This window comes from Glycomyces sp. L485 (genome assembly GCF_022548875.1).
Classification (GTDB): domain Bacteria; phylum Actinomycetota; class Actinomycetes; order Mycobacteriales; family Micromonosporaceae; genus Glycomyces.
Map to the genome: position 1 here is coordinate 251 of NZ_JAKZEW010000045.1, position 24,445 is coordinate 24,695.

General features: G+C 66.4%; 13 protein-coding genes, 2 tRNA genes, 1 other RNA gene and 1 pseudogene. 13 read left to right on the forward strand and 4 right to left on the reverse strand.

Translation table 11 applies throughout. The annotated features are described in order from the left end of the window. Positions 1 to 219: 219 nt before the first annotated feature. Positions 220 to 309 (reverse strand) — tRNA-Ser (locus L0U85_RS17415). 116 nt (positions 310 to 425) lie between these two features. Here L0U85_RS17415 and ffs point away from each other — a divergent pair. Beyond that, positions 426 to 519, forward strand: an RNA gene (ffs, locus tag L0U85_RS17420) — signal recognition particle sRNA small type. After that, positions 517 to 592: transfer RNA gene (locus tag L0U85_RS17425), tRNA-Thr, on the forward strand. Before ffs ends, L0U85_RS17425 begins: the two co-directional genes overlap by 3 nt. A 123-nt stretch (positions 593 to 715) precedes the next feature. On the opposite strand, the gene L0U85_RS17430 is transcribed toward L0U85_RS17425, so the two are convergent. Next, entirely contained in the window at positions 716 to 2,203 is a 1,488-nt protein-coding gene (locus L0U85_RS17430; RefSeq protein ID WP_241379030.1) for an RICIN domain-containing protein, read from the reverse strand. 200 nt (positions 2,204 to 2,403) lie between these two features. On the opposite strand from L0U85_RS17430, the pseudogene L0U85_RS17435 reads away from it, so the two are divergent. The 10 genes and pseudogenes from L0U85_RS17435 to L0U85_RS17480 form a co-directional block, all read left to right on the forward strand. After that, positions 2,404 to 4,173 (forward strand): annotated as a pseudogene (locus L0U85_RS17435) (DNA polymerase III subunit gamma and tau); the annotation flags it as partial. 97 nt (positions 4,174 to 4,270) lie between these two features. After that, positions 4,271 to 4,612, forward strand: a complete 342-nt coding sequence (locus tag L0U85_RS17440; RefSeq protein ID WP_347177473.1) for a YbaB/EbfC family nucleoid-associated protein — start codon at positions 4,271 to 4,273, stop codon at positions 4,610 to 4,612. A 9-nt stretch (positions 4,613 to 4,621) separates the two neighbouring features. Continuing rightward, a complete protein-coding gene (gene recR / locus L0U85_RS17445) occupies positions 4,622 to 5,218 on the forward strand; it encodes a recombination mediator RecR (RefSeq protein ID WP_241379033.1) in 597 nt (198 codons plus the stop codon). Between the two features lie 279 nt (positions 5,219 to 5,497). Continuing rightward, positions 5,498 to 7,240, forward strand: coding sequence for an ABC transporter substrate-binding protein (locus tag L0U85_RS17450; RefSeq protein WP_241379034.1), 1,743 nt, complete (start codon positions 5,498 to 5,500; stop codon positions 7,238 to 7,240). A gap of 23 nt (positions 7,241 to 7,263) precedes the next feature. Next, positions 7,264 to 8,271: an ABC transporter permease gene (locus L0U85_RS17455; protein ID WP_241379035.1), complete on the forward strand. Its 1,008-nt coding sequence runs from the start codon at positions 7,264 to 7,266 to the stop codon at positions 8,269 to 8,271. Further along, positions 8,268 to 9,230 carry an ABC transporter permease gene (locus L0U85_RS17460; RefSeq protein WP_241379036.1) on the forward strand — a complete coding sequence of 321 codons (963 nt, stop codon included), beginning with the start codon at positions 8,268 to 8,270 and terminating at the stop codon, positions 9,228 to 9,230. The genes L0U85_RS17455 and L0U85_RS17460 overlap by 4 nt, the downstream gene beginning before the upstream one ends. Beyond that, positions 9,230 to 10,183, forward strand: coding sequence for an ABC transporter ATP-binding protein (locus L0U85_RS17465; RefSeq protein WP_241379037.1), 954 nt, complete (start codon positions 9,230 to 9,232; stop codon positions 10,181 to 10,183). The genes L0U85_RS17460 and L0U85_RS17465 overlap by 1 nt, the downstream gene beginning before the upstream one ends. Before the next feature lie 41 nt (positions 10,184 to 10,224). Further along, on the forward strand, positions 10,225 to 11,196 hold the full coding sequence (locus L0U85_RS17470; protein WP_241379049.1) for an ABC transporter ATP-binding protein: 972 nt from the start codon (positions 10,225 to 10,227) through the stop codon (positions 11,194 to 11,196). Positions 11,197 to 11,523: 327 nt separating this feature from the next. Next, entirely contained in the window at positions 11,524 to 15,924 is a 4,401-nt protein-coding gene (locus L0U85_RS17475) for a LamG domain-containing protein (protein WP_241379038.1), read from the forward strand. Positions 15,925 to 16,006: 82 nt separating this feature from the next. Then, entirely contained in the window at positions 16,007 to 21,898 is a 5,892-nt protein-coding gene (locus tag L0U85_RS17480) for an RHS repeat-associated core domain-containing protein (protein ID WP_241379039.1), read from the forward strand. An 811-nt stretch (positions 21,899 to 22,709) separates the two neighbouring features. Here the strand turns inward: L0U85_RS17480 and L0U85_RS17485 are convergent. Together L0U85_RS17485 and L0U85_RS17490 are read right to left on the reverse strand one after the other, a co-directional pair. After that, positions 22,710 to 23,042 carry a hypothetical protein gene (locus tag L0U85_RS17485; protein ID WP_241379040.1) on the reverse strand — a complete coding sequence of 111 codons (333 nt, stop codon included), beginning with the start codon at positions 23,040 to 23,042 and terminating at the stop codon, positions 22,710 to 22,712. A gap of 3 nt (positions 23,043 to 23,045) precedes the next feature. Next, the gene (locus L0U85_RS17490) at positions 23,046 to 23,405 is read right to left on the reverse strand and encodes a hypothetical protein (protein WP_241379041.1); all 360 of its coding nucleotides are present in this window, start codon (positions 23,403 to 23,405) and stop codon (positions 23,046 to 23,048) included. A 416-nt stretch (positions 23,406 to 23,821) separates the two neighbouring features. Here L0U85_RS17490 and L0U85_RS17495 point away from each other — a divergent pair, with 416 nt between their 5' ends. Beyond that, on the forward strand, positions 23,822 to 24,394 hold the full coding sequence (locus L0U85_RS17495) for a hypothetical protein (protein ID WP_241379042.1): 573 nt from the start codon (positions 23,822 to 23,824) through the stop codon (positions 24,392 to 24,394). Positions 24,395 to 24,445: the final 51 nt, after the last annotated feature.

Consider the following 24,445-nt stretch of genomic DNA (forward strand, 5'->3'; position numbering starts at 1 on the left):
TCCACCCCACACCACTCCTGCCAGCGCCCCCGCGGCCATTGCCGGACTCCTCAGGCACACCCCCTCGGACCTTGCTGTCAAGACGCACCCCGACGAAAGGACCAGCCTGCTTGTCGACGATAGGAAGGCCGAAATCTGGCGGTTGAGACGGAAAGTGAGACGGAACGAAGAATGCCGAGGCAGTCACAATGTGATGCCTCGGCATTCTTACTGTTCACGTGGCGGAGGATAGGGGATTCGAACCCCTGAGGGCTTTAACACCCAACCCGCTTTCCAAGCGAGCGCACTAGGCCACTATGCGAATCCTCCGCGGCGTAGCTTACCCGACCGCCGGGGCGGGCGGCGACAGGGTGAAGGGCCGTGATGTCCGCGACTCGCACCCCGCTCCCCGCTTGGGGGAGCGTCCTCGGTGAGGTACGCTATTTCCCGTCCCTCATGCGGCGTCATCTTGTGAACCTCCCCAGGGCCGGAAGGCAGCAAGGATAAGCGGGCTCTGGCGGGTGCGTGAGGGACCTGGCCGCCTTAGCTCAGTCGGCAGAGCGATTCACTCGTAATGAATAGGTCGACGGTTCGATTCCGTCAGGCGGCTCCACATCGAAGGCCCTGGTCAACCAGGGCCTTTTTCGTACCTGGCATCGCCGTGCTCGCGATGCCGCAGACGGAGACTTGAACGGCGCCTGGCCGCCGATCGGGGGCCAGGCGCCGTCGATTTCGGCTAGAGGTACTGGTCGATGATCGGGGTCAGCAGATTGGCGATCTTCTGTTGACCCTCGTCGGTCGGGTGGACGTTGTCCCAGGTGTCGGTCTCGGGGTCGACCCAACCGGCGGTGTCGACGAAGTGGACCTTCGCGTCGCCGGCGTTATTGCGCACCTCGACGGCGTTCCGCGTCTCGGTCACGTAGCGGTTGCGGAAGACGCCCATCGCGAAGATCTCGGCGTCGGGGTAGGCCTGGCGGACCCGCTCCAGCATCACGATGTAGTTCTCGTAGAACTGCGTGGTCGAGACGCCGTGCCCGATGTCGTTGGTGCCCAGGTTGATCACCACGGCCGTCGCCTGGTAGGTCGAGAAGTCCCAGTCGTCGTTGTCGACCCACCCCGAGGAGCGGCGGAACCAGTCCATCATCCCGTAGCAGTCCTGGCTGACCAGGCATGCTCCGCCTTGGGCCACCTGCGTGTGCCCGGCGCCGAGCGCCTCGCCGACCAGGTACCCGTAGGCGGTGAAGGGCCGGTCGCCGTTCGGCTGGCCGACGGTGATCGAGTCGCCGATGAACTCGATGAAGTCCGCCGGGCGCGCGTTCGAGCTCGTCTGCTCGCCCGAGGCGAGGATGAACCCGCCGAAGGCGGGGTCGCCGTTGTAGGAGCCGGCCCGCTCGCGGAAGCCGATCCTGATGGTGTGGGAACCGGCGCCGAGGCCGGAGGCGACGGTGACGTTGCCGGAGACGTTCCGCATCCACTGCTCGGGGGCGCCGTCGACGGAGTAGTACATGTCGATCGTGTTCCTCAGGCGCACTCCGATGGAGGAGCCGGTGAAGGCCGACTCGACGTAGCCGCCGGCCCAGCCCATCGTCCGCCAGTTTCCGTCGTCGGCCCAGCGCCCGTAGTACTGGAGGTTGGGGTCGGACAGCGAGCCGTCGCCGGCCTGCCCTCCTCCGCCTCCCCCATCGACGGGGACCAGGCTCCAGCGCTGGACGGTCGTGTCGTTGCGGTCGTACTGGGAAAGGCGGGTGCCGGGATCCGTTGCGCCTTCCCAGTTGTCGAGGGCCTTTTCGGAGTTGCGGTTGACGATTTCGTAGCTGCCGTCGGACTGCTCGTTGAGCTGCCACTGCTGGTTGGTGCCGCCGTTGTCAGTCCATTGGACGACGTCGGCGCCGTTCTCGGTGCTCCTGGCGTAGACGTCGAGCGCCTTGCCGCTGTGCCGGGCTTCGATGCTGTAGTAGCCGCTGCCGGCGTCGACGAAGCGGAACTGCTGGTTGGAGGCGTCGGTACGGGTCCACAGGAGCGCGGTCGCGCCGTTGTCCTGCGAGCGGCCCTGAATGTCGATCGCCAGACCGGAATGCTCGTTGACGATGACGTACCAGGCGTCCGTGTCGACCGCGGCGTTCGCGGAGGTGCTGAACATCAGGAAGCCGGCGGCGGCGGTGGCGACGCCGACGAAGGCGGCGATCCACCGTGCAAGGCGCCGGCGTAGAAGGGACGTATTCAAGACATTCTCCTTATTTCAATATATGAATGCGTTGGCACCGTTGAGGATACCGCTCGCATGTGAATAAGGCCACCGTCGCCGCTGTGATGTCGCCGAGCCGGTGTGCCATCGTCGGCAACCCAGCAGGTCCGGCACCGCATTGTCGGCCCCAGGCCGTACCCTGGCTCCAGAGCAGAGCAGAGGAAGAGCTGGAGGAACACGTGGCACTCGCGCTTTACCGCAAATACCGGCCGCAGACCTTCGCTGAAGTCGTCGGACAGGAGCACGTCACCGAGCCGCTCATCAACGCCATCCGCGCCGGCAGGCTCAACCACGCCTACCTCTTCTCCGGGCCGCGCGGCTGCGGCAAGACCTCCTCGGCCCGCATTCTCGCCCGCTCCCTGAACTGCGCCCAGGGCCCCACGGCGGAGCCGTGCGGCGAATGCAACTCGTGCCGCTCGCTCGCGGCGGACGGGCACGGCTCGGTCGACGTCATCGAGATCGACGCCGCCTCGCACGGGGGCGTCGACGACGCCCGCGAACTGCGTGAACGCGCGGTGTTCGCGCCGGTGGAGTCGCGATACAAGATCTACATCATCGACGAGGCCCACATGGTCACCGCGCAGGGCTTCAACGCCCTGCTCAAGCTCGTCGAGGAGCCGCCGAGCTACGTCCTGTTCATCTTCGCGACCACCGAGCCGGACAAGGTCCTGCCGACGATCCGCTCGCGCACCCACCACTACCCGTTCCGGCTCATCCCGCCGCCGGCGATGCGCGAGCTGTGCAAAAAGCTGTGCGTGGAGGAAGGCGCGAACGTCGCCGACGACGTCTACCCGCTGGTCGTGCGCTCCGGCGGCGGTTCGGCCCGCGACACGCTGTCGGTGCTCGACCAGCTCATCGCCGGCGCCGGAGCCGAGGGCGTCACCTATGAGCGGGCGGCGGCGCTGCTGGGCGTCACCGACGCGGGGCTGCTCGACGAGATGTGCGAGGCCTTCGCCGCCGCCGACGGCGCGCAGGTCATGGAGGTCGTCGAACGGGTCGTCGAAGGCGGGCACGATCCGCGGCGCTTCGCTGGTGACCTGCTCGAACGCCTCCGCGACCTCATCGTCCTCACACAGGTGCCGGACGCGGCCTCGTCGGGGCTCATCGACGCTCCGGCCGACCAGCTGTCCAAGATGACGAGCCAGGCCACCCGCATGGGCACCTCGACGCTGACGCGGATGGCCGAGGTCGTCGCAGACGGCCTCGCGGGGATGCGCGGCGCCACCGCGCCCCGGCTGCTGCTCGAACTCGCCTGTGTGCGGGCGATCCTGCCCGGCTCGGACGAGTCGATGGCGGGGCTCTTGCAGCGCTTGGAGTCCTTGGAACAGCGCGGGGCGAGCGCGGTGGCGGCCCCGGCCGCCCCGGTGGCGCGGCCCGCCGAGCGTCCGGTCGAGCGGCCCGCCGCTCCGGCCCCGGCACCGGAGCCGGTTCCCACTCCGGCCGGGAAGCCCGATCCGTCCCCGGAGCCGGAACCCGAACCCGAAGCCGCCGCACCGGTCTCGCCGCCCGCGCCCGCGCCGGAGCCGGCCGCGGGAGGCGTCACGGCCGCCTCGATCCGCCGCCAGTGGGACCGGATCATGATGGCGATGAAGGACCGCAAGCGCACCACCGCCGCGATCCTGTCCGAGGCGACGGTCGCCGACGCGAGCGACGGCGAGGTCGTGCTCGTGTTCAAGCACGCCTTCCACGCGGGCGCCCTCCAGAAGGAGCCGGCCTACGGCTCCGTCGTCGAGGTCCTCGGCGAGGTCCTCGGCGGAACCTGGAAGCTTCGATGCGAAGTGGGGGAGGCGGCCCAGATTCCGAAACCGCCCCCAAAAGCACAGGCGGCCCAGCCTCCTAGGCAGCGGCCGCAGGCACAGACGATCGAGGAGCCGCCGCCGGAGGACTACGACGAGCCCTCGGCCGACGACCCGGTCGCGCCGGGGTCGTTCGGCACCAGCGAGGAGCAGGCCGTCAAACTCCTGGCCGACGCGTTCGGGGCGAAGCAGATCCGAGCCAACTAGGCTTGACGGACCACCGCAGACGATTTTCAAGGAAGTGATGCACATGTTCCCCGGAGGCGGAGACATGCAGAAGATGCTGCAGCAGGCCCAGCAGATGCAGGCCGACTACATGCAGGCGCAGCAGGAGCTCGCAGCGGCCGAGGTCACCGCCTCGGCGGGCGGCGGTCTCGTGAGCGCGACCGTGACGGGCGACGGCGAGCTCAAGGGCGTCAAGATCGACCCGAAGGCCGTCGACCCCGAGGACGTCGAGACTCTCGAAGACCTCGTGCTCGCGGCCGTCCAGGCCGCAACCGAGGACGCCAAGCGCCTCGCGGCGGAGAAGATGGGCCCGCTCGGCGACGCCCTCGGCGGGCTCGGCGGAGGCCTCGGCCTCCCCGGCATGTAGGGAGCGGCGTTGTACGACGGGGCACTGGGCGACCTCATCGAGGAGCTGGGGCAACTGCCGGGCATCGGTCCGAAGAGCGCCCAGCGCCTCGCCTTCCACCTGCTCGCCTCCGAGAAGGCCGACGTCGAGAGGCTCACCTCGGCGCTGCACCGTGTCAAGGAGCAGGTGCGGTTCTGCGATGCGTGCGGCAACGTCTCCGAATCGGAGCGGTGCGCCATCTGCCGCGACGAGCGCAGGAGCGAAGAGCTCATCTGCGTGGTCGAGGAACCCAAGGACGTCCTCGCCGTCGAACGCACCGGCGAGTTCCGGGGCCGCTACCACGTCCTCGGCGGCGCCATCAATCCACTTGAGGGGATCGGCCCCGACGACCTGCGGATCCGCTCGCTCATGACGCGGCTTGCGAGCGGTGAGACCAAGGAGCTCATCCTCGCGACCGACCCGAACACCGAGGGCGAGGCCACCGCCACGTACCTGGCGATGCTCGTGAAGCCCATGGGGTTCAAGGTGACCCGGCTGGCCAGCGGCCTGCCCGTCGGCGGTGACCTCGAATACGCCGACGAGGTCACCCTCGGCCGGGCCTTCTCCGGCCGACGCGACGTCGACTAGGGTCGGTCCCTTGGGGATTCGGTGATTCGCGCGCGATATGCCGTGCCCCAGAGGAGTGTCGTACCCGCCCCGGCCTGGGCCTCGATGCCCGGTCGGGGACGTGGGCATTGGAAACACCTGCGCCGCAACGGTATTCGCCCACTCGCAACTTTGTGCACAATAGGTAACGATAGTTGCCGAAATGGTCACGGTTACATAACGCTTAACGGTGGTGTAACTCACCTGCCCTTAGTCTGTTGAGTACCTCCGAATACCCAACGACCGACGGGTGAATACCTTATGCGCACGTCTCGACCATCCATAGCCAGACGCGCCATCGGCGCATCGGCCGGCGCGATCCTCTCGCTCGGCCTCCTCGTCGCATGCGGCAGCGACGGCGACTCCAATGAAGACGCCCAGACGGCCGAAGACTTCGACTTCTCCTGTCCCGAGCGCACGGACGCTGAGCGCACCCCCGACGAGACCGCCAATGAGGACACGCCCTTCGTCTTCGGCACCCCGGGCGACCCGAGCTCCCTGGACCCCGTCTTCGCGTCCGACGGCGAGACCTTCCGCGTCACACGCCAGATCTACGACACGCTCCTCGACCACGACTGCACCGAGATCGTCCCCGGCCTGGCCGAGGACTGGGAGCAGAACGAGGACGGCACCGAGTGGACCTTCCACCTCCGCGAGGGCGTGACCTTCCACGACGGCGCGCCGCTCGACGGCGCCGCGGTCTGCGCCAACTTCGACCGCTGGAACAACTTCACCGGCGGCTACCAGTCGCCGAACTACACCTACTACTACTCGAACTTCTTCGGCGGCTTCGCCGAGAACGACCCGGACATGGGCATCGAGGCCGAGACCAACTACGCCGGCTGCGAAGCCGACGGTCTCACCGCCACCATCCGGATCAACGAGTACACCGCGAACTTCCCGGGTGCGTTCTCCATGGCCACGACCGCCATCGTCAGCCCGGCCTCGCTGGAGCAGATCACCGACGACGAGGTCCAGACGGCCGACGACCCGCTCCCGGGGTACACCCAGGAGTCGGGCGTCCTCGCCGGTACCGGGCCTTACCAGCTGACCGAGTGGGACCACGGCGAGCAGGCCGTCACCCTGGAGCGCTTCGACGACTACTGGGGCGAGCCTGCGAAGGTCAGGACCGTGATCTTCCGGACCATCTCCGACGAGAACGCGCGCCGCCAGGCCCTGGACGCCGGCGACATCCACGGCTACGACCTGGTCGCTCCCGCGGACGTGCAGCCGCTGGTCGAGGCCGGGTCACAGGTGCCGACCCGAGGTGTGTTCAACATCCTCTACATGACCTACAACCAGACCTACGAGGACCTCGCCGACCACTCCGTCCGCGAGGCGCTCTCCCATGCGGTCAACCGGCAGCGCATCGTCGACTCGGTGCTCCCGCCGGGCGGCACCGTCGCCACCCAGTTCATGCCGCCGAGCCTGGAGGGCTGGTCCGAGGACGTCGTCGAGTACGAATACGACCCCGACCGGGCGACCGAGCTGCTCGCCGAGGCCGGACAAGAGGACCTGACCCTCGAGTTCTGCTACCCGACCGACGTCTCCCGGCCGTACATGCCGGCGCCGAAGGACATCTTCGACATCATCGCCTCCGACCTGGAGGCTGTGGGCGTCACCGTCGAGGCCATGCCGATCACCTGGGTCGAGTACATCCCGGCCACCCGCAGCGGCGAATGCCCGCTGTACCTGCTCGGATGGACCGGTGACTTCAACGAGGCCTACAACTTCCTCGGCACGTGGTTCGCCACCGAGAGCACCGAATGGGGCTTCGACAACGCGGAGATCTTCGACGGGCTCGCCGAGGCCGCCGCCGAGCCGGATCCCGCGGTCCGCGCCGGCCACTGGACCTCGCTCAACGAGATCATCATGGAAGAGCTGCCGGGTCTGCCGATCTCGCACTCGCCGCCGTCGATCGCGTTCGCCCCGAACGTGTACCCGATGGACGTCTCCCCGCTCACGCAGGAGGACTTCTCCGAGATGTACTTCGCCGCAGAGTAAACCGAACGAGTAGATAGCAGAATATGCTGCGCTATACGGTCAAACGCCTCCTGCAGCTGGCGGTGGCGTTGCTGGGACTCTCACTGCTGCTGTTCGCGTGGTTCAAGGCCCTCCCGGGCGGACCCGAGAACCGCATGCTTCCCGACAACGCCACCGATCAGCAGCGGGAGGCGCTGCGGCAGGCGCTCGGACTGGACGAGCCGGTCTGGATCCAGTACGGCGAGTTCCTGTCAAGGGTCGTCCGCCTCGACTTCGGCTCATCGCTGTCGAGCGGACGGCCCATCGCCACCGAACTCGCCGACCGCCTGCCCGCCACCATCGAACTGTCCATGTGGGCCATCGCCATCGCCATCGGCGTCGGCATCCCGCTCGGCTACCTCGCCGCCCGCAGACGCGGCTCCTGGCTCGACTTCACGGCCGTGTCCGGCTCGCTCATCGGCATATGCACGCCCGTGTTCTTCCTCGCCGCGATGCTGAAGGTCGTCTTCGCCCAGAACCTCGGGTGGCTGCCGACCGCGTTCCGGCTCTCACCGGGCATGGACTACACCGAGATCACCGGCTTGAGGGTCTTCGACGGGCTCATCACCGGTGAGGTCGGCGTGGCCTTGGACGCGGCGAGGCACCTCATCTTGCCGGCGCTCGCGCTCGCGTCGATCCCTCTCGCCGTCATCACGCGCATCACCAGGGCCAGCGTCCTGGAGGTCCTCGGCGAGGACTACGTGCGCACCGCCGACGCCAAGGGGCTGCGGCCCCAGACCATCAGGGGCCGCCACGTCATGAAGAACGCGATGCTCCCGGTCGTGACCGTCATCGGCCTGCTGCTGGGCAGCCTGTTCGCCGGCGCGGTCCTCACCGAGAGCGTGTTCGCCTTCGGAGGGGTCGGGTCGTTCGTCTTCCAGGCGACGACCGAACGCGACTATCCGGCGCTGATGGGCTTCATCCTCGTCATCGCAGTGTCCTATGTGGCACTGAATTTGGTCGTGGACCTGTCCTACGGCTTCCTCGACCCGAGAGTGAGGGTGCGTTCATGACACTCGCCAAGATCGAGCGGCTCGACCGCCTCATCGAGGCCGGCGTCCAGTCTAAGCAGGCCGAGTCCGGTTCACTGTGGCGCCAGTCCCTGCGGCGCATGAAGCGCTCCCCGATGGCTGTCAGCGGCGCGATCATCGTCTCGGTGTTCCTGCTCGTGGCGATCCTCGGGCCCTTCATCGCGCCGTACAGCCCGACGGCACAGACGTGGGGCGACGAGGTGTTCCTCAACCGGAACATCTTCCCCGGGCCGAGGGCCGAGAACTGGTTCGGGCTCGACCACCTGGGCCGGGACATGTTCTCCCGCATGATCGTCGGCGCCCGCCAGACCATGCTCGTCGGCGTCGTCGCGACCCTCATAGGCTTCGCCGCCGGGGCCCTTGTCGGCGGCGTGGCCGCCGCCGCGGGCACCTTCGGCGGCCGATGGGGCGAACGGATCGAGGCGGTCGTCATGCGCGCCGTCGACATCGCCCTCTCCATCCCGATGCTGCTGCTCGCACTCAGCGTCGCGGCCCTGCTGGGGCCGAGCCTGACGACGGTGATGATCGCCGTCGGGGTCGCGCAGATACCGATCTTCGCCAGGCTCCTGCGGGGCTCCATGCTCGCGCAGGCGCACTCCGACTACGTGCTCGCCGCGATCTCACTAGGCGTCCCCAAGGGCCGCATCGTCATCTCGCACATCTTCCCCAACTCGCTGGGCCCGGTCATCGTCCAGGCCACGCTCGTGCTCGCCACGGCGATCATCGAGGCGGCCGCGCTGTCCTACCTGGGCTTGGGCAACCCCGACCCCGGCAACCCCGAATGGGGGACCATGCTCGCCGACGCGCAGCGGTTCCTCTCGGGCGCACCGCAACTGGCGATCTACCCCGCCGTGGGCATCATCGTCACCGCGCTCGGCTTCACCCTCCTCGGTGAGGCCATGCGCGAATCGCTCGACCCGAGGCTGAGGAGACAGGCTTAGTGGCACTGCTTGAAGTGGAGCAACTGCGGGTCGCCTTCGGCGGCGCCACCGCCGTCGACGGCGTCGACTTCCACGTCGACGAAGGCCAGGTTGTCGGTCTCGTCGGCGAATCCGGCTGCGGCAAGTCGGTCACGAGCCTGGCCGTGATGGGCCTCCTGCCGCGCAGGGGCGTCACCGTCTCCGGAGAAGCCAGGTTCGAGGGCGTCGACCTGTTCAATCTGCCGCGCCCCGAGATGCGACGGCGCCGCGGCTCGGACCTCGCCATGGTCTTCCAGGACCCGCTCTCCAGCCTCAACCCGGTCGTTCAGATAGGATGTCAGATCACCGAGGTCCTCGAACGCCACCGCGGACTGCGCGGCGAGGCTGCCAGGAAGGAGGCCGCGAACCTGCTCGACCGCGTCGGCATCCCCGACCCGGCCCGCCGGCTGGGGGAGTACCCGCACCAGCTCTCCGGCGGCATGCGCCAGCGGGTCCTCATCGCGATCGCCGTCGCCTGCGCGCCCCGGCTCCTCATCGCCGACGAGCCGACCACGGCGCTCGACGTGACGATCCAGGCGCAGATCCTCGAACTGCTCAAGGACCTCGTCGACACCGAAGGGACCGCGCTGCTCATGATCACCCACGACCTCGGAGTCGTGGCCGGGCTGTGCCACGAGGTCAACGTCCTCTACTCCGGTCGCGTCGTCGAATCGGCCCCGGCCGGGGAGCTGTTCGCCAGGCCCACCCACCCGTACACGGTCGGACTGCTGGGCTCCATCCCCAGACTCGACCTGCCGATCCACGAGCCGCTCAAACCGATCCGCGGCTCCATCGCCGACGTGATCCGCTGGAACGACGGCTGCGCGTTCGCGCCCAGGTGCGACCGTGTCACCGAGAAGTGCGTCGAAGGCGAACCGACGCTCGCCGGCGGCGCGCACACCCACCGCTGCGTGATGGAAGAGGCTATCGCATGAGCGCCGACACCGCCGCCGAACCGCAACGAAGCGAGACGTCCATGAGCCTGCTGTCCGTCGAGGACCTGGAAGTCCACTTTCCCATCCGCAGCGGGATCGTCCTCGAACGGATCGTCGGTCACGTCAGGGCCGTCGACGGCGTGAGCCTGAGCATCGACGCCGGCCAGACCTACGGCCTCGTCGGCGAATCCGGCTGCGGCAAGACCACCTTCGGGCGGGCCGTCCTTCGGATCGAGGAACCCACTGCGGGCTCGGTCCGCCTGGGTGACGCCGACGTCACCGCCCTCCGCTCCGAGCGATTGCGGCGCTTCCGGTCCAAGATGCAGATGGTGTTCCAGGACCCGCTCGGCTCGCTCAACCCGAGACACAACGTCGAGATGCTCCTGGCCGAGCCGCTTAAGGTCCACGGAGTCGGATCCAAGGCCGAGCAGCGCAAACTCGCCGTGGAGACCCTCGACGCGGTCGGCCTGCCGTCCTCGGTGATGGAACGCTACCCGCACGAGTTCTCCGGCGGCCAGCGCCAGCGCCTCGGCATCGCCAGGGCGCTGATGCTCCGGCCGGATCTCATCGTGTGCGACGAGCCGGTCAGCGCCCTGGACGTGTCGATCCAGGCGCAGGTGATGAACCTGCTGGACGAGCTCCAGGACGAGTTCGGCCTGACCTACCTCGTCATCGCCCATGACCTGGCCGTGGTCCGCCACCTGTCCGACCGGGTCGGCGTCATGTACCTCGGCAAGATCGTCGAGGAGGCCGACTCCGAGTCGATCTACGAGCACCCGCGGCACCCGTACACGAAGGCGCTCCTGTCGGCGGTCCCGCAACCGGACCCGGAGGTGGAGGCGACCCGCGAGCGCATCATCCTCAAGGGCGACCTGCCGTCCCCCGCGAACCCACCGTCGGGCTGCCGGTTCCGAACCAGATGCCCATGGGCACAGGACATCTGCGCCGATGAGGAACCGATCCTCCGCCAACCCGCCCCCGCCCACAAAGTCGCCTGCCACTTCGACCTGTAGGCACCACCGAGCGGCGCAACACCTCTGGCGCGGCGCCGCTCGATCGCACGCAGGTGAACGCCGCGCGAAAAGCGACGAAAGTCCGACGGTTCCCGCAATGGGCAGGCGGAACGTTATCGATCCGTTATGCCTCCAGGTCGGCAAGCGCTCAAATGCTCACTGTGTCGCGATTTCAGGGCTGCAGGCGGATTCGTGGTACTGCACGCCGAGTTGAAGCTTGCTAATGTTCGTGTGGCTCGAGTTACAGCCAGTTGCCGAGCCGCCCCCGAAGACCCCCCGGACCCCCCACCCGAAGGCTCTCAATTGCACAACCGGCGTACCTCACACATGCGACATCACCTGGTATTCGGCCTCGCAGCCGCGATCGTCGGCGCGACGGTCAGCGCAGTCCCGGCCACGGCTCAGGAACAAGACGATCAAGCCTGCTCATTCTCGACTTCGGAGCTGCAGGAGCGGAGCGAGTCCGCCGCGACGGCACTGGCCGCCGAATGCGGCTCGCAAGTGCTCATCCGCGATTCGATTGACTACACCACCAAGTCGTACGCCCAGCCCGACGGCTCGGTCGCGACCGAGTTCCACGCCGAACCCCAATGGGTCCCGGACGATTCCGGTGAATGGGTCGATGCCGACCCGACCCTCGAAGTGGACGAGGACGGCACCGTCACCGCCAAGGCGACGGTCTCGGAGCTCGAGTTCGCCGCCGAGGGCGAATCCGAGTTCGCGACGGCGACCAACCGGGACGGCGAATCGGTCTCCCTGTCCTGGCCCGAACCGCTTCCCAAGCCCGTCCTCGACGGTGCCACCGCCATCTACCCCGAAGTCATGCCCGAAGTGGACCTGGAGGTCTATGCGGGAGTCGACAACTTCTCGTACGCGCTGGTGGTCAAGACACCCGAAGCCGCGCAGAACCCGAACCTGGAGCGCGTCGAAGTCGGCTTCGCAGCCGCGGGCCTGGAGGTCGCCGCCGACCGCGCCGCCGACAACGCCAGCATCTCCGATCGCTCCGGCGACCCGGCGTTCACGGTCGAGCGTCCGTGGATGTGGGACTCGTCGGACAACGGCGACGGGACGCCGGATCGGGCGTCGCCGATGGACCTGGAAATCAACGGCGACACGCTCGCCGTCATCCCCGAGCGGGACCTGCTTGACGATCCTGAAGCCGAGTACCCCATCTACATCGACCCGAAGTTCCGCGACGAGGGCGCGAACTTCGCGAACGCCTGGTCACAGGGGACCGGCATCACCTGCGGCTCTGGTTCGGAGATGTGCACCGGTCGGCAGACCTGGAAATACGACGGCGCGTATGGGCACTGGCGATCGGCGATGAAGTTCAACGGATTGCAGGCGATCGCGGACCGTGACATCCAGCAGGCGACGGTGTGGATCACGCAGACGCATACCGGTGACGCCGGAGGCCCGAACCAGACGGTGCAGCTCTATGCGATGGACTGGTTCAACATGAACGATGACATCTCCTGGAGCGCGTTCGACGACAAGTTGGTCGGGAAGGTGGCGGCCGATTCGGTCCCCACGTCGAACACGGACGCCGGCGAGTCGGACCAGCGCATCGAATGGGCCGATGACCGTACAGCAAACCGGATTCAGAACCTGGTCGACAACGGCAACAACACTGCCGTGTTCGCCGCGATATCCGGGGCGAACTCCGATCAGGAGGAGAACCAGGACTATTGGCGAAAGCTCGATCCGTCCTCGGCGAAACTGGTGGTCTGGCACGCGCCGGTGAAGCCGACGAAGCTGTACACCGACGGCCAGTCCTGTTCGACCTCGGCGCCGGGCACGACCATCAACACGTTGACTCCGACGCTCAAGTTGAAGGCCCCGATCGAGCTCGAGCCCAACAACCGCGTGAGTTTCTATGTCTACGAACGCGACAAGTCACACCCGAGCGCGCTGCAGCAGATCGACGCCAACGACGTGGCCGACGGAGCGACGCTCACCGTGTCAATTGACTCCGGCAAGCTCTCACGCGGGAAGACCTACCGGTGGAACGCCCGGGCATGGGACTCCGACGGCGACTCGGCACGGTACGGCGATTTCACTTCGTACTGCTACTTCACGGTGAACTCGCTCCCTGAGACGCCGACCGATCTGTCGACCGAAGGAATCGGCTGCGGAACGAAGTCGGACCCGACACTGGTGACCACTGGAACGCCTAAGCTTTCAGCGGTCCCGCACGACCCCGACGGCGGCACCGTCTGGGCTCGGTACCGGTTCTATGAAGAGACCGGCGACAACATCAAGCAGTGGAGCGTCCAGTCGCAGGACGGTGTTGCCGCCCCGACACGGATCTCCTCCGATCTGGTCAGTGCTGACGGCCTGTACCGGTGGCGAGTCATCACCGACGACGCCTTGACTTCGGCCCTGAACTGGTCGTCTTACTGCTGGTTGGAGGTCGACACCACCGCGCCCGAACCGCCCGACATCGTGCAGGTGACCACACAGCCCGTGCCGGGTGACCCGGTGGAGTTCGAGTTCGTCGGCGGCGACGATGTGACCGGCTTCGAATACGCCCTCGAAGGCGAGACGAAGCAGACCGTCTCGGCCGCGGACGGCCGGACGAAGGTCGCCGTCACGCCCTCCACGGCTTCGGTCGATCACGCTCTACAGGTGTGGGCGGTCGACGCCGCAGGGAACACCTCCAGCCCGACCACTCACTGGTTCACTACGATCGAGACCCGACCCGCCGAAGCGATCGGGGCGTGGCGGCTCGACGACGACCTGCTCGACGACGCCGCCGACGCGACGCTCTCGTCTGGCGCGACGCCGACGTTCGGCCCGGACAGGGTCGGCCGGTCCGAGGCTGCGGTGGTGTTCGACGGCACCGGCGAGTCCTGCCTGACCGCCGACAGGCCCATCGTGGATTCCACGCAGTCGTACACCATCGCCGGCTGGGCCTATGTCGACGCCGCTGATCCGGACCACTCGACAGCGGTCGTAGATGTGACCGGTGAGCGCAGAAGCAACCTCAAATTGGCGTTGTCCTCGTCGGGTCGATGGAGTGCCGCGATGTACTCGGCCGATGCCGAGGAGACCACTACGTTGGCAGTGATGGCCGACGAATCGGTCACCGAATATGGCGTTTGGACGCACGTGGCCGCCGTTTACGACGCTGCAGCCGAGCGACTGCGGGTCTACGTCAACGGCGCACTCGAGGCGTCGAAGCCGGTGTCGTTCGAACCGTGGGCTGCAACTGGGATCTTCTCTGTTGGATGCGGTGCTTGGAACGACGGCGGTACCTTCAACGAGTTCACCGGCTCGGTAGACGATGCCGTGGCATTCCAGCAGGTGCTGACCTCCGACGCGATCGAAGAACTGATGGCGGGCAAGGGACTCCCGACCGCCTTGCAGGCCTGGTACCCGCTTCGCGGTGACGCCGCCGATCATTCCGGCCGCGGCACTGATCTGACGGCGATGCCCGCCGCCCCGGCCTGGGTGACGGACCAGTACGGGAGGTCCGAGAGCGCGCTCGGGTTCGACGGTTCGACCTGCCCGACCGCTGGGACGGCACCGGTGCGGACCGACTCGTCGTTCACCGTCGCGGCCTGGGCCCGGTTGGATGCCGACCATGCCAATCTGCACACGCGACTGTTCAGCTTCAACGGATCCAGCTCCTTTTCGGTGATGACCAAGTACAACTCCGAAAAGGAGCAGTGGGAGTTGAGCGTCACCGAGTCGGACACGACTGATCCGGTCTGGGGAAACGGCGCCTGGAGTGTCGACGCCCCAAGCGAAGAACAGTGGACGCACATCGCCGTGACCGTCGATCCTGACAACAACCGGCTGGAGATGTTCATCAACGGTGACCTGTCCGGTACCGGGCCGATTGCGGCCGACTGGGGCACGTGGCGCGCCGACGAGTTCGTCATCGGCTGCTCCGGCACTACTGACGGTTCGCGTTCCAACCAATGGGACGGTGCGATCACCGACGTCCGCATCTGGCGCGGCGCGATGGAAGCCGACGAGGTCGCCGCCGCGCATGTCGAGCAGCTCTCCTCGTGGGAGCTGGGCCAGGATGAGCAGGGCGTCGACCAGTGGGACTCTAACGACCTCACGCTCAACGGCGACTACGACTGGGAGGTCGACCGGTGGAACGAGTGCTGGGCCGCCTATGGACTGTCGCTGGACGGGGCCGGTTGGGCCGAGACGGCCGGGCCGGTGATCACCACCGACGAGTCGTTCACGGTCGCTGCTTGGGCCCGAATCGATGACATCGATGACTTCCGGACCGTGGTCTCGCAGACCGGCGGCGACTACGGCGCCTTCAACCTGAATTACAGCCCCGCGGAGGGGCGCTTCCAGCTCTCCATGCCGCAGGGTTCCGACGGTGTCGGCTGGGCCCGCGTGACAGCGCAGGATCCGCCGGCCATCGACGATGACACCGGTCTCGGCCAGTGGTATCACCTGGTCGGCCAAGTTGATCTCGGTGCCGGAGTCATTCGCCTGTTCGTCGACGGCGAACTACAGGGCGAGGCCCCGGTGGTGGATTCGCCGTGGCAGGCGACCGGTCCGCTGACGATCGGCGCGGCCGAGCAGCTCGGTTCCATGACGAACCAGATGGTCGGCGGTATCGACCAGGTCAAGACCTGGTCCGGCGCGCTCGATGAGCTCGCCATCGCCGCGCTGGCCGCCGACCGGCCGGCGTTCGAGCAGGACCCCGACAACGCGAACTGTTCAGGCGACGACGAGCCGCCACCGACCGACCTGTAGCCAGTGAGCGGGGCGGGAGGTGATCCCGCCCCGCCCCTCAAGCCAGCCCCACCGCCCCCCCCGAATGTGGAAAGGCCCCGAGATGCACTGCCACCCTCCCGCCTCCTCCTGGACCGACCGCGTCAAGTCGGCCGCCCGCTACGCGACGGCGGTGGCCGTGGCCGCTGGTGCGGCGCTGTTCGCCTACCAGACTCCGGCCCAGGCGCAATCGGGCGACTCCGAGCCGGACGTCGGTACGCCGGTGGAGACCTCACCGGTCTCCGGCGATGCGGTGGATCTGGTCGATGAGGGGCTGACGACCGAGTCGGGGAAGATCGCGATGCCGTCGCCGGGCTCAGGCGGGTCCGGGGCGACGGCGACCGGTGACTGGTCGGTCACCGACCTGTCGCATGCCGGGTCATGGTCGCAAGGCGGCTCGACCGGTGGTTTCGCCTACTCCTACGGGTTCGACCTGCCGCCGGCCGAAGGACCGGTGCCGACGGTCGGCCTCTCGTACTCGTCACAGGTCGTCGACGGGCACACCTCGTCATCGAACAACCAGGCCGGGGTCATCGGCGACGGCTGGTCGTACACGCCCGGGTACATCGAGCGGACCTATACCGCCTGCACGTCCGATGATGACGGCGGGAACACTCCGGCCGCGACCGCCGACCGCTGCTGGGACGGCGAGTCGCCGTCGATCACGCTGGTGTTGGAAGGCACCAACACGTCGCTGGTGCTCGACGACGACACTGGCGAGTGGGTCGCGTCGGCCGATCCGAACTGGAGGGTCGAACACCTCGGCTCGGCGGCGTCGTCCTCGTCGGCCACGACCGAGCGGTGGCGGGTCACCACGACCGACGGGACCGTCTACACCTTCGCGGGCCGGGCCGCCGACACCGATTCGCGACTGACCGTGCCCGTGTTCGGCAACCACTCCGGGGAACCGTGCTACAAGGCCGACGACTTCCTCGGATCGGGGTGTCGTCAGGCCTACCGGTGGATGCTCGACCGGATCACTGACGTGCACGGCAACCGGACCGAGTTCGAATGGTCCGCCGAGACCGGGCACTACGGTGCCGCGGCCGACGAGGACGACCGGCGTGGATTCCACCGCGCGGTGCGCCTGACCCGGATCGACTACGGCCTCCGCGCCGATGACGCCGCCGTCCGGTCCGGGCGGGTCACGTTCTCCTACGACGACCGGTGCGAGTCCGACTGCCGGAACGGCGACGGGGACCCCAAACCCGACAACTGGCCCGAGACGCCGTGGGACCAGACCTGCGAGGCCGAGCCGTGCACCGACCTCTACTCGCCGGCGTTCTTCTCCTCGAAACGCCTCTCGGAGGTCGCCACGTTCGTGCCCGATGGAGCCGGCGGGTTCACCAAGGTCGACTCGTGGGCGCTGACGCAGGAGTTCCTCGACTACGGTGACGGCGAAGACGTCGCCCTGTGGCTGAAGTCGATCCAGCACACCGGTCATGTCGGCGGCACCGAGTCGACCCCGCCGGTCCGATTCACCGGTCTGGCCTTCCCCAACCGGGTCGAGCACTCCGAAGGCACGCCGTCGATGTGGCGCACCCGCCTGACCGCGATCACCTCCGAGACCGGGTCGGTCATCGGCGTCTGGTATTCGGCGCCCTCCTGCGAGTGGGACGACCTGCCCGACAAGGTGGACAACGACCAGCGGTGCTACCCGTCGCTGTCCGATGAGGGCGACACCGAGGAGTGGTTCCACAAGTACGTGGTCACCCAGGTCGCCGAGTTCGACACCACCGCCGGGCAACTGCCGGTGCGCACCTACTACGACTACTCGACGACCGGCGGCGGCACCTCCCGCCTGTGGGCCTGGGACGACTCGGAGCACACCGACGACGACCTGCGTACCTACAACCAGTGGCGCGGCTACGCCCAGGTGACGACCAAGACCGGCGACCCGAACGACGTCCAGCAGTTGACCAAGCGGACCCGCTACTACCGAGGCATGGACGACCAGCCCGACACCGCGACCGGTACCGGCACCCGCTCGGTGAGCCTGACCGACGCCGAGGGCAACACCGTGACCGATCACGAGGCGCTGGCCGGATCGGTGTTCGAGACCGCCTCCTACGACGGCTCGACGATCATCGCCTCGACCGTGTCGCGCTACTGGAGGCGGCTCGCCGCCGAACGCGTCCATGACGGCGGAACCCTGAAGGCCTGGCACGTCGGCAAAGATCGCAGTGACTCGCGGCAGTTGCTGGACGAGGACCCCGAGACGTGGCGGCGTACTCGCACGGCCACCGACTACGACGACCTCGGTCGACCGACCGCGATTTCCGACCTCGGTGACCTTTCCGTCTCCGACGACCAGCGATGCATGCGTACCTGGTACACCGACAACCCTGACGAGAACCTCTATTCGTCTCCCCGGCGCACTGAGACCGTCGGGGTCGCCTGCGACCAGACCGCCAGCTACCCCTCGGACCTGATCGGCGACAACCGCTACTTCTACGACGGTGCGACCTCGAACACCGTGGCCCCGTCCCGAGGCCTGGTGACTTCGACCGAAGTGGCCGACCGCTACCAGGACGGCACGCCGGTATGGGTCGAGACCGTGTCCGCGACCTACGACGGACTCGGCCGCGTCCTGTCGGCCTCCGATGCGCTCGACCGAGAGACGAGCACTGCCTACGCGCCCGCCGAAGGCGGACCGGTCGAGTCGGTGACGACCACGAACCCGCTGGGCCACAGCGCCACCGTCTTTTCAGATGGCATGCGCGGCCTGCCGGTCAAGACCGTCGACGCCAACGATCGTGTCACCGAGGTCACCTACGACCCACTGGGCCGCACCACCGCGGCATGGGCACCCGGCTGGAGCAAGGACAACTATCCCGATGTTCCTACGGCCGCCTACGAATACACCGTCTCCGACACCGCGCCGTCGTCGGTGACCACTTACGCGGTCACGCCGAGCGGCACGCAGCGGCTCGGCAGCGTGGTCCTGTACGACTCCCTCCTGCGCGAGGTGCAGACCCAAGTTCCGACTTCGGTCGGGGGCCGGTTGATCACCGGTATCGAGTACGACACGCGCGGTCAGACCGTGTGGACCTCGGGCCCGAACTGGGACGCCGAAGCCGACCCGGGCGCCGACCTGGTGGCCGTCTCCCAAGGTCAGGACCAGGCCAGGACCTTCTACACCTACGACGGTGCCGGACGGGTCGTGTCCGAGGAGTTCATGTCGCACCAGGAGATCCTCCACGCCACCGAGACCGTCTACGGCGGCTCGGCCGAAGGCTGGATGGTCGCGGTCAACCCGCCTGAGGGCGCGACACCGACCACGACGATCACCAACGCTCAAGGCGAACTCCTGCAGAAACGCGACTTCCACGGTGCGAGCGCGACCGGCCAGTACGACGCCACGACCTATGACTACAGCCACCGCGGAAACCTCGCCTCGGTCACCGACCCGGCCGGGAACGAGTGGACCTACGAGTACGACCTGCGCGGCCGTCAGATCAGTGCGACCGACCCCGACACCGGCGCCACCACCGCCGACTACGACGCGGCCGGGCAGCTGATCGAGACCGTGGACGCCCGCGGCCAGAAGCTCACCACCACTTATGACGACCTCGGCCGGAGGTTCAACCTCTACTCCGGTGACGCGTCGACCGGCACCCGCGTGGCGGCTTGGCGCTATGACGGAGCCGACGGCGGCGGGCTGGGACTGCCGTACCTCTCGGCCTCGTACGTCGACGGCGAACCGGTGATCACCGGCGTCAACAAGTACGACAAGGCCGGTCGTCCGACCTCGGTCACCACGTGGATGCCGCAGATCGACGGATTGGAGTCACTCGAGGGCTCCTACCGGGTCGACCAGTTCTACCTGCCCGACGGGTCGGTTTCGAACACCAACCTCCCGCAGGTCTCCGGCCTGGGCAAGGAAGTGGTCGCATACGACTACAACGATCTCGGTCAGGTGACGCGCGTCTTCGGGAACTTCTCGGACGGCAGGCCGTCGCTCGACTACGTCTCCGAGGCGGTCTATACCGCCTGGGGTGAACTCGCGCAGCGCGTCCTCGGCGATGTGTCCGGGGAGAAGGCCTACCAGACTTGGACGTACGCGGACGGCACCCGCAGGGTCGACCAGCACCGGCTCTCTCGCGACTCGGTCTCCAGCCCACTGGTCGCCCACCTGGACTACGAGTACGACGAGGCCGGCAACATCCTGTCCATCGCCGACTCGGTGACCGACTCGCCCGGCGAGCCGGAGCGGCAATGCTACGTCTACGACTATCTGCAGCGCCTTACTGAGGCCTGGGCCCAGGCCGGTACCGGTGAATGCGTGGACGAGTCCGAGCTCGATTCGGGTGACATCGGAGGCCCCGGCGCCTACTGGACCAGCTACGCCTACGATGTGACCGGCAACCGCACCAGCGTCACCGAACACGCCACCGACGGAACCGCTGAGACGGCCACTTACGACTACACCGACGCCGAGGCCCACCTGGTCGACACGGTCACCACCGGCACGAGTGTCAACGACTACGCCTGGGATGAGGCCGGCAACCTCACCGAACGCACCATCGACGGAGACACTGAGACCCTGACGTGGAACGAACAGGGCAAACTCAGCGCGATCGCCGATGACGACGGCACCACGAAGATGATCTACAACGGCGAGAACCAGCGCATCGGCCGCATCGACGCCGACGGCACCCAGAATCTGTTCATCGCCGGCCACGAGATCACCGTCGACACTCAGGGCGTCAAACACGCGACCCGTACGTACAGTCACAATGGGGAAATGATCGCCACCCGCTCCACCGACGAGGGCCTGACCTGGATCGGCACCACCCACCAGGGCACCGCAGCTTGGGCGATCAGCGCCGCCACGATGGTCCTGACCTACAGGCGCCAAGACCCCTTCGGCAACCCCAGAGGTGAAGCGGCCGATTGGGCGGCCACCCATAAAGGCTTCCACACCGGCACCGAAGACCCCACCGGCCTGATAAGCATGGGAGCCCGCTTCTACGACCCCACAACAGGAAGATTCATCTCCAGAGACCCCATCCAGCGCTTCACTGATTCCCAGCAGATCAACGGGTACTCATACGCGGGAAACAATCCGATCACCAGAATGGACCCCACCGGCCTCGACTGGGACTGCAACTCCCAATGCCAGGCACAATACGCCAACTGGCAATCTAACGCCAACTTCAACGCCCCCGAAGACGTCCGCGAAAACGGCGCCAGACTTCCCGGAGATTCGAGCCCGACCACGCCAGGCGATTCCGACGATACTGAACCAGGCGCCATCAGTGAGGATGATGTGAAGGAATGGTTTGGCGAAGATATTCTCGACCTTCCCGACCTTTCTTCGATTGACGGAATGATTGCCGTTAACCTCGGCACTGTAACTACCGGATACTATACTGATATCTATACCTATGTCGAATTCGAATTCATGATCGTCACGACCTGTAGTTATGATTTCTCTTCGTGCGACAGCACTGAGAAGCTCGTTCTTCTATCGGTCAACATAATGAAAAAATACTATGGCGTAACGGAAACGGCCTTTAGTAATCCTGGGGGTGCCGTGAGTATCGTCCATCCGAGTGATCCTCGTTCAAATATTCATGGCATGGATGGACACCAGGGTGGATTCAGCCCTGGCGATGTAGCCAACGGTAGTACTATCGGTGGAGGCCTTGTAGATTACAAGGCACGCGAAAACGTCAGCCCGTTCACCAAGTTCGGTAAAGTTCTGCCGCTTGTCGGCTTCGGCATCGATCTATGGGGGAACTACGACGCAGGATACTCGCATGGGCATGCTTGGGGCAGGGCAGGCGCTACCTCGACTGCGTCATTTGGCGCTGGGTTCTTGGGAGGATGGGCATGCTCTGGCGGTGGGCCATTTATAGCGGCAGGGTGTGCAACTGGTGCAGGGTGGGCGTCATCCCAGGGGACAGGATCAGGGTACGACAGTTGGTGTGGCTGTAAACCACCGGAATAGCCCACGAGATTGATAGAAAATTGATAGGAAGTTATTATGGATGGATCGATGCAAGGAACGATTACGCTAGGGGCGATCGCCGCCCTGTCTGTCGTAATGACTGCTCTGGTCGCAAGAAATAATCAAACCTGGCTTCCTCGCTTCAGGAGGTCAATCAAGCACTATGGTCTTCCGCCATGGCTTGAACAGTCGCTTCACCGTCTCCTTGTTCCGATAACGGTGGTCGCGATGATGTGGTTCCTTCCAGTATTCATCGCGACTATCCTTGCCGGTATCGGAGCACTTTCAGATGATCAGGTCGAAATATTTGAGTCCTGGTTCATCGTCTATTGGCCGGTAAGTTGCATATTGCTTCCAATCTTGGGAGTGTCAACAGTCGTTTATGGGCGACCAAGGATGCTGATCTTGAAGTTCGATCGAGATAACCCATCGGGTCTAGAGCTGCGGCGCCAAATACGGAGCGGCCGGAAATGAAGTAGAATTTCCGTACGAGCGACTGAGTATCTATTCAGGATCACGGCACCGATTTCTTGGCCTGATCAGGGCGGCTGCGTGTGTGGTTTTAGGTCGGTTTCGGGGTGATTTCCAGGAGTCGGAGGGTCGCAGGTTCGTTGCGGTTATAGCGGCGGGTGGCTTGGGCGATGGTGACTGGCCAGCTGTGCGCCGCGGGCGAGTGAACCTGATCCGTTTCTGTTATTAATCGACGCTGGTCGATGGTCTGTTGGATCGTTGTTGGTCGAGCCCGAGGGCCACGTCGTCTTTGCGAAGAACTGGACACGCGCCCGCGGCGTGTTTGTGCGAGGTGGAGGCATCAAGTCTGCGGGGTGTCCAGGTATTCTTTGAGTTCAGTCAGTAGGCCGCGGGTTGAGCGGACTCCTAGTAGGACTCGTTGCATGATGCCGTCGGTGAAGAGGACCTGGACCGGCAGGTTCGCCTTGGTCACGCCCCATTCGGCGGCGGTGCGCGGTGCTTGCGCGATGTCGACCAGGCCTATGGCGACGCGCCCGTAGGTGTCCTGTTCGAGCTCGGTCAGCTGCTTGCCGAAGACCTGGCTGCTCAGGTCCGCCGCCAGGCCGAACACGAGCAGTCGCGGCCCGTCCTCGGCCAGGAATGCGGCGACGTTCGAGTCATCGAGGAACTGCATCGCTCACCCCTGAAGTCGCTCGTAGTGCGGGTCGCGCTTCCGCTCGACCATGGTCCGCCACCGGTTGTCGCCGTCGAAGTAGCTGAGGAAGGCGGCGAGCACGAGTTCCTTCGAGGTCACGTTGACCGTGTAGTGCTGGCGGGGCTCGCCGTTGCGGAAGTCGAGTCCGAATTCGTCTCTGTCGCCGATGAAGGCGGTCTGGATGTACACCTGATTCTCGTGACCGAGGATCGCGATCGAGTTGACTCCCTCGCCCAGGGACCGCACCAGTTCGATCACCTGATTTCGGGTGGCCGCGTTGGAGTAGTCGATGCGCCTGCGGTACCGATGGAACGCGGCCGACTCCGACTCGGTCGCCGACACCTCGCACCGCCAGCCGGCGGATACCTTCGATTAATCGGACAAAAGGTACACAATTCACCTCCCGGTGGTCGTGAACGACCATAGACTAGCCTGATTCATTCATGAGTTTTGGTCGGGTTGGGGTGTCGTGACACAAGAAGTGCCTTTCTACCTGCGATGATACTGGTGTTGACGCCAATGTAGACATCGCAGGGAAAGGCACTCTGGGAGTGAACTCTACTGCCTCGCGGCCGCGGTTGCGGATAGGCGAAGAAGTCGACGGCCTCGTGGCCTACAGTTCGCTCCCGTAGCGGTCTTCGAGCCAGACGACCGCGAACGCGGTCATCGCCGCGGCATCCACCAGCACCGAGTCCGCCGAGCCGACCCGCCCCCGGCCCCCGGCCCCCGTCGCGAGGAAGTCCCTGAGGCCCCCCGTTTTGTTGGAGACGGGTTCGACCTACCCGCTCAGCCGGACCTGTGAGGACATCAGCGATACGACCGCGATCTGCACGTTCCAACTCGTCGTCGACACTGGCGGCCGGGAGCCTGGGCAGGCCGCGAGGGAAATCGACAACGGGCACGCCGGCACCTGGTGGCTTTCGGTCACGGCCGTTCCCCGGGACACCGACTGGTACGGGGGCGTGCCCCAAGACGCCGTCACCGAGCACAACCTCGCCCGGGTGACGATCAAACGCGAGTCGCGGCTGAGCGCCGACGCCAACCCCGAGGTGGTGAGCCCGGGCCGCTCGGTGAGCGTCATCGGCTGGCTGGAGTTCGCCGACTGGCACTCCGGCGGCTACATCGGTGAACCCGGCCGTCCGGTGCGCCTGGTGTTCCGGGCCGAGGGCAGCCCGACCTACCGGTACCTGGACGACCTGACGACCTTCAGCGACGGCCTGGCGATCGGTATCGCCGAGGCGGTCGAGGACGGGTGGTGGTTCCTGGCCTACAGCGGCAGCGCCACGACCTCCTGGGTCTACTCCCCGGCCGACTACATCAACGTGCGCTGACGCCGCAGGCGAGGCGCCGGGTGCCGACTGGCCGGTGCCCGTCGCGGTGTC

Bases quoted from the DNA above. Each gene is read 5' to 3' on its own strand.
- L0U85_RS17440 (WP_347177473.1), top strand. From the start codon at position 4,271: ATGTTCCCCGGAGGCGGAGACATGCAGAAGATGCTGCAGCAGGCCCAG.
- L0U85_RS17450 (WP_241379034.1), top strand. From the start codon at position 5,498: ATGCGCACGTCTCGACCATCCATAGCCAGACGCGCCATCGGCGCATCG.
- L0U85_RS17455 (WP_241379035.1), top strand. From the start codon at position 7,264: ATGCTGCGCTATACGGTCAAACGCCTCCTGCAGCTGGCGGTGGCGTTG.
- L0U85_RS17460 (WP_241379036.1), top strand. From the start codon at position 8,268: ATGACACTCGCCAAGATCGAGCGGCTCGACCGCCTCATCGAGGCCGGC.
- L0U85_RS17470 (WP_241379049.1), top strand. From the start codon at position 10,225: ATGAGCCTGCTGTCCGTCGAGGACCTGGAAGTCCACTTTCCCATCCGC.
- L0U85_RS17475 (WP_241379038.1), top strand. From the start codon at position 11,524: ATGCGACATCACCTGGTATTCGGCCTCGCAGCCGCGATCGTCGGCGCG.
- L0U85_RS17480 (WP_241379039.1), top strand. From the start codon at position 16,007: ATGCACTGCCACCCTCCCGCCTCCTCCTGGACCGACCGCGTCAAGTCG.
- L0U85_RS17485 (WP_241379040.1), bottom strand. From the start codon at position 23,042: ATGCAGTTCCTCGATGACTCGAACGTCGCCGCATTCCTGGCCGAGGAC.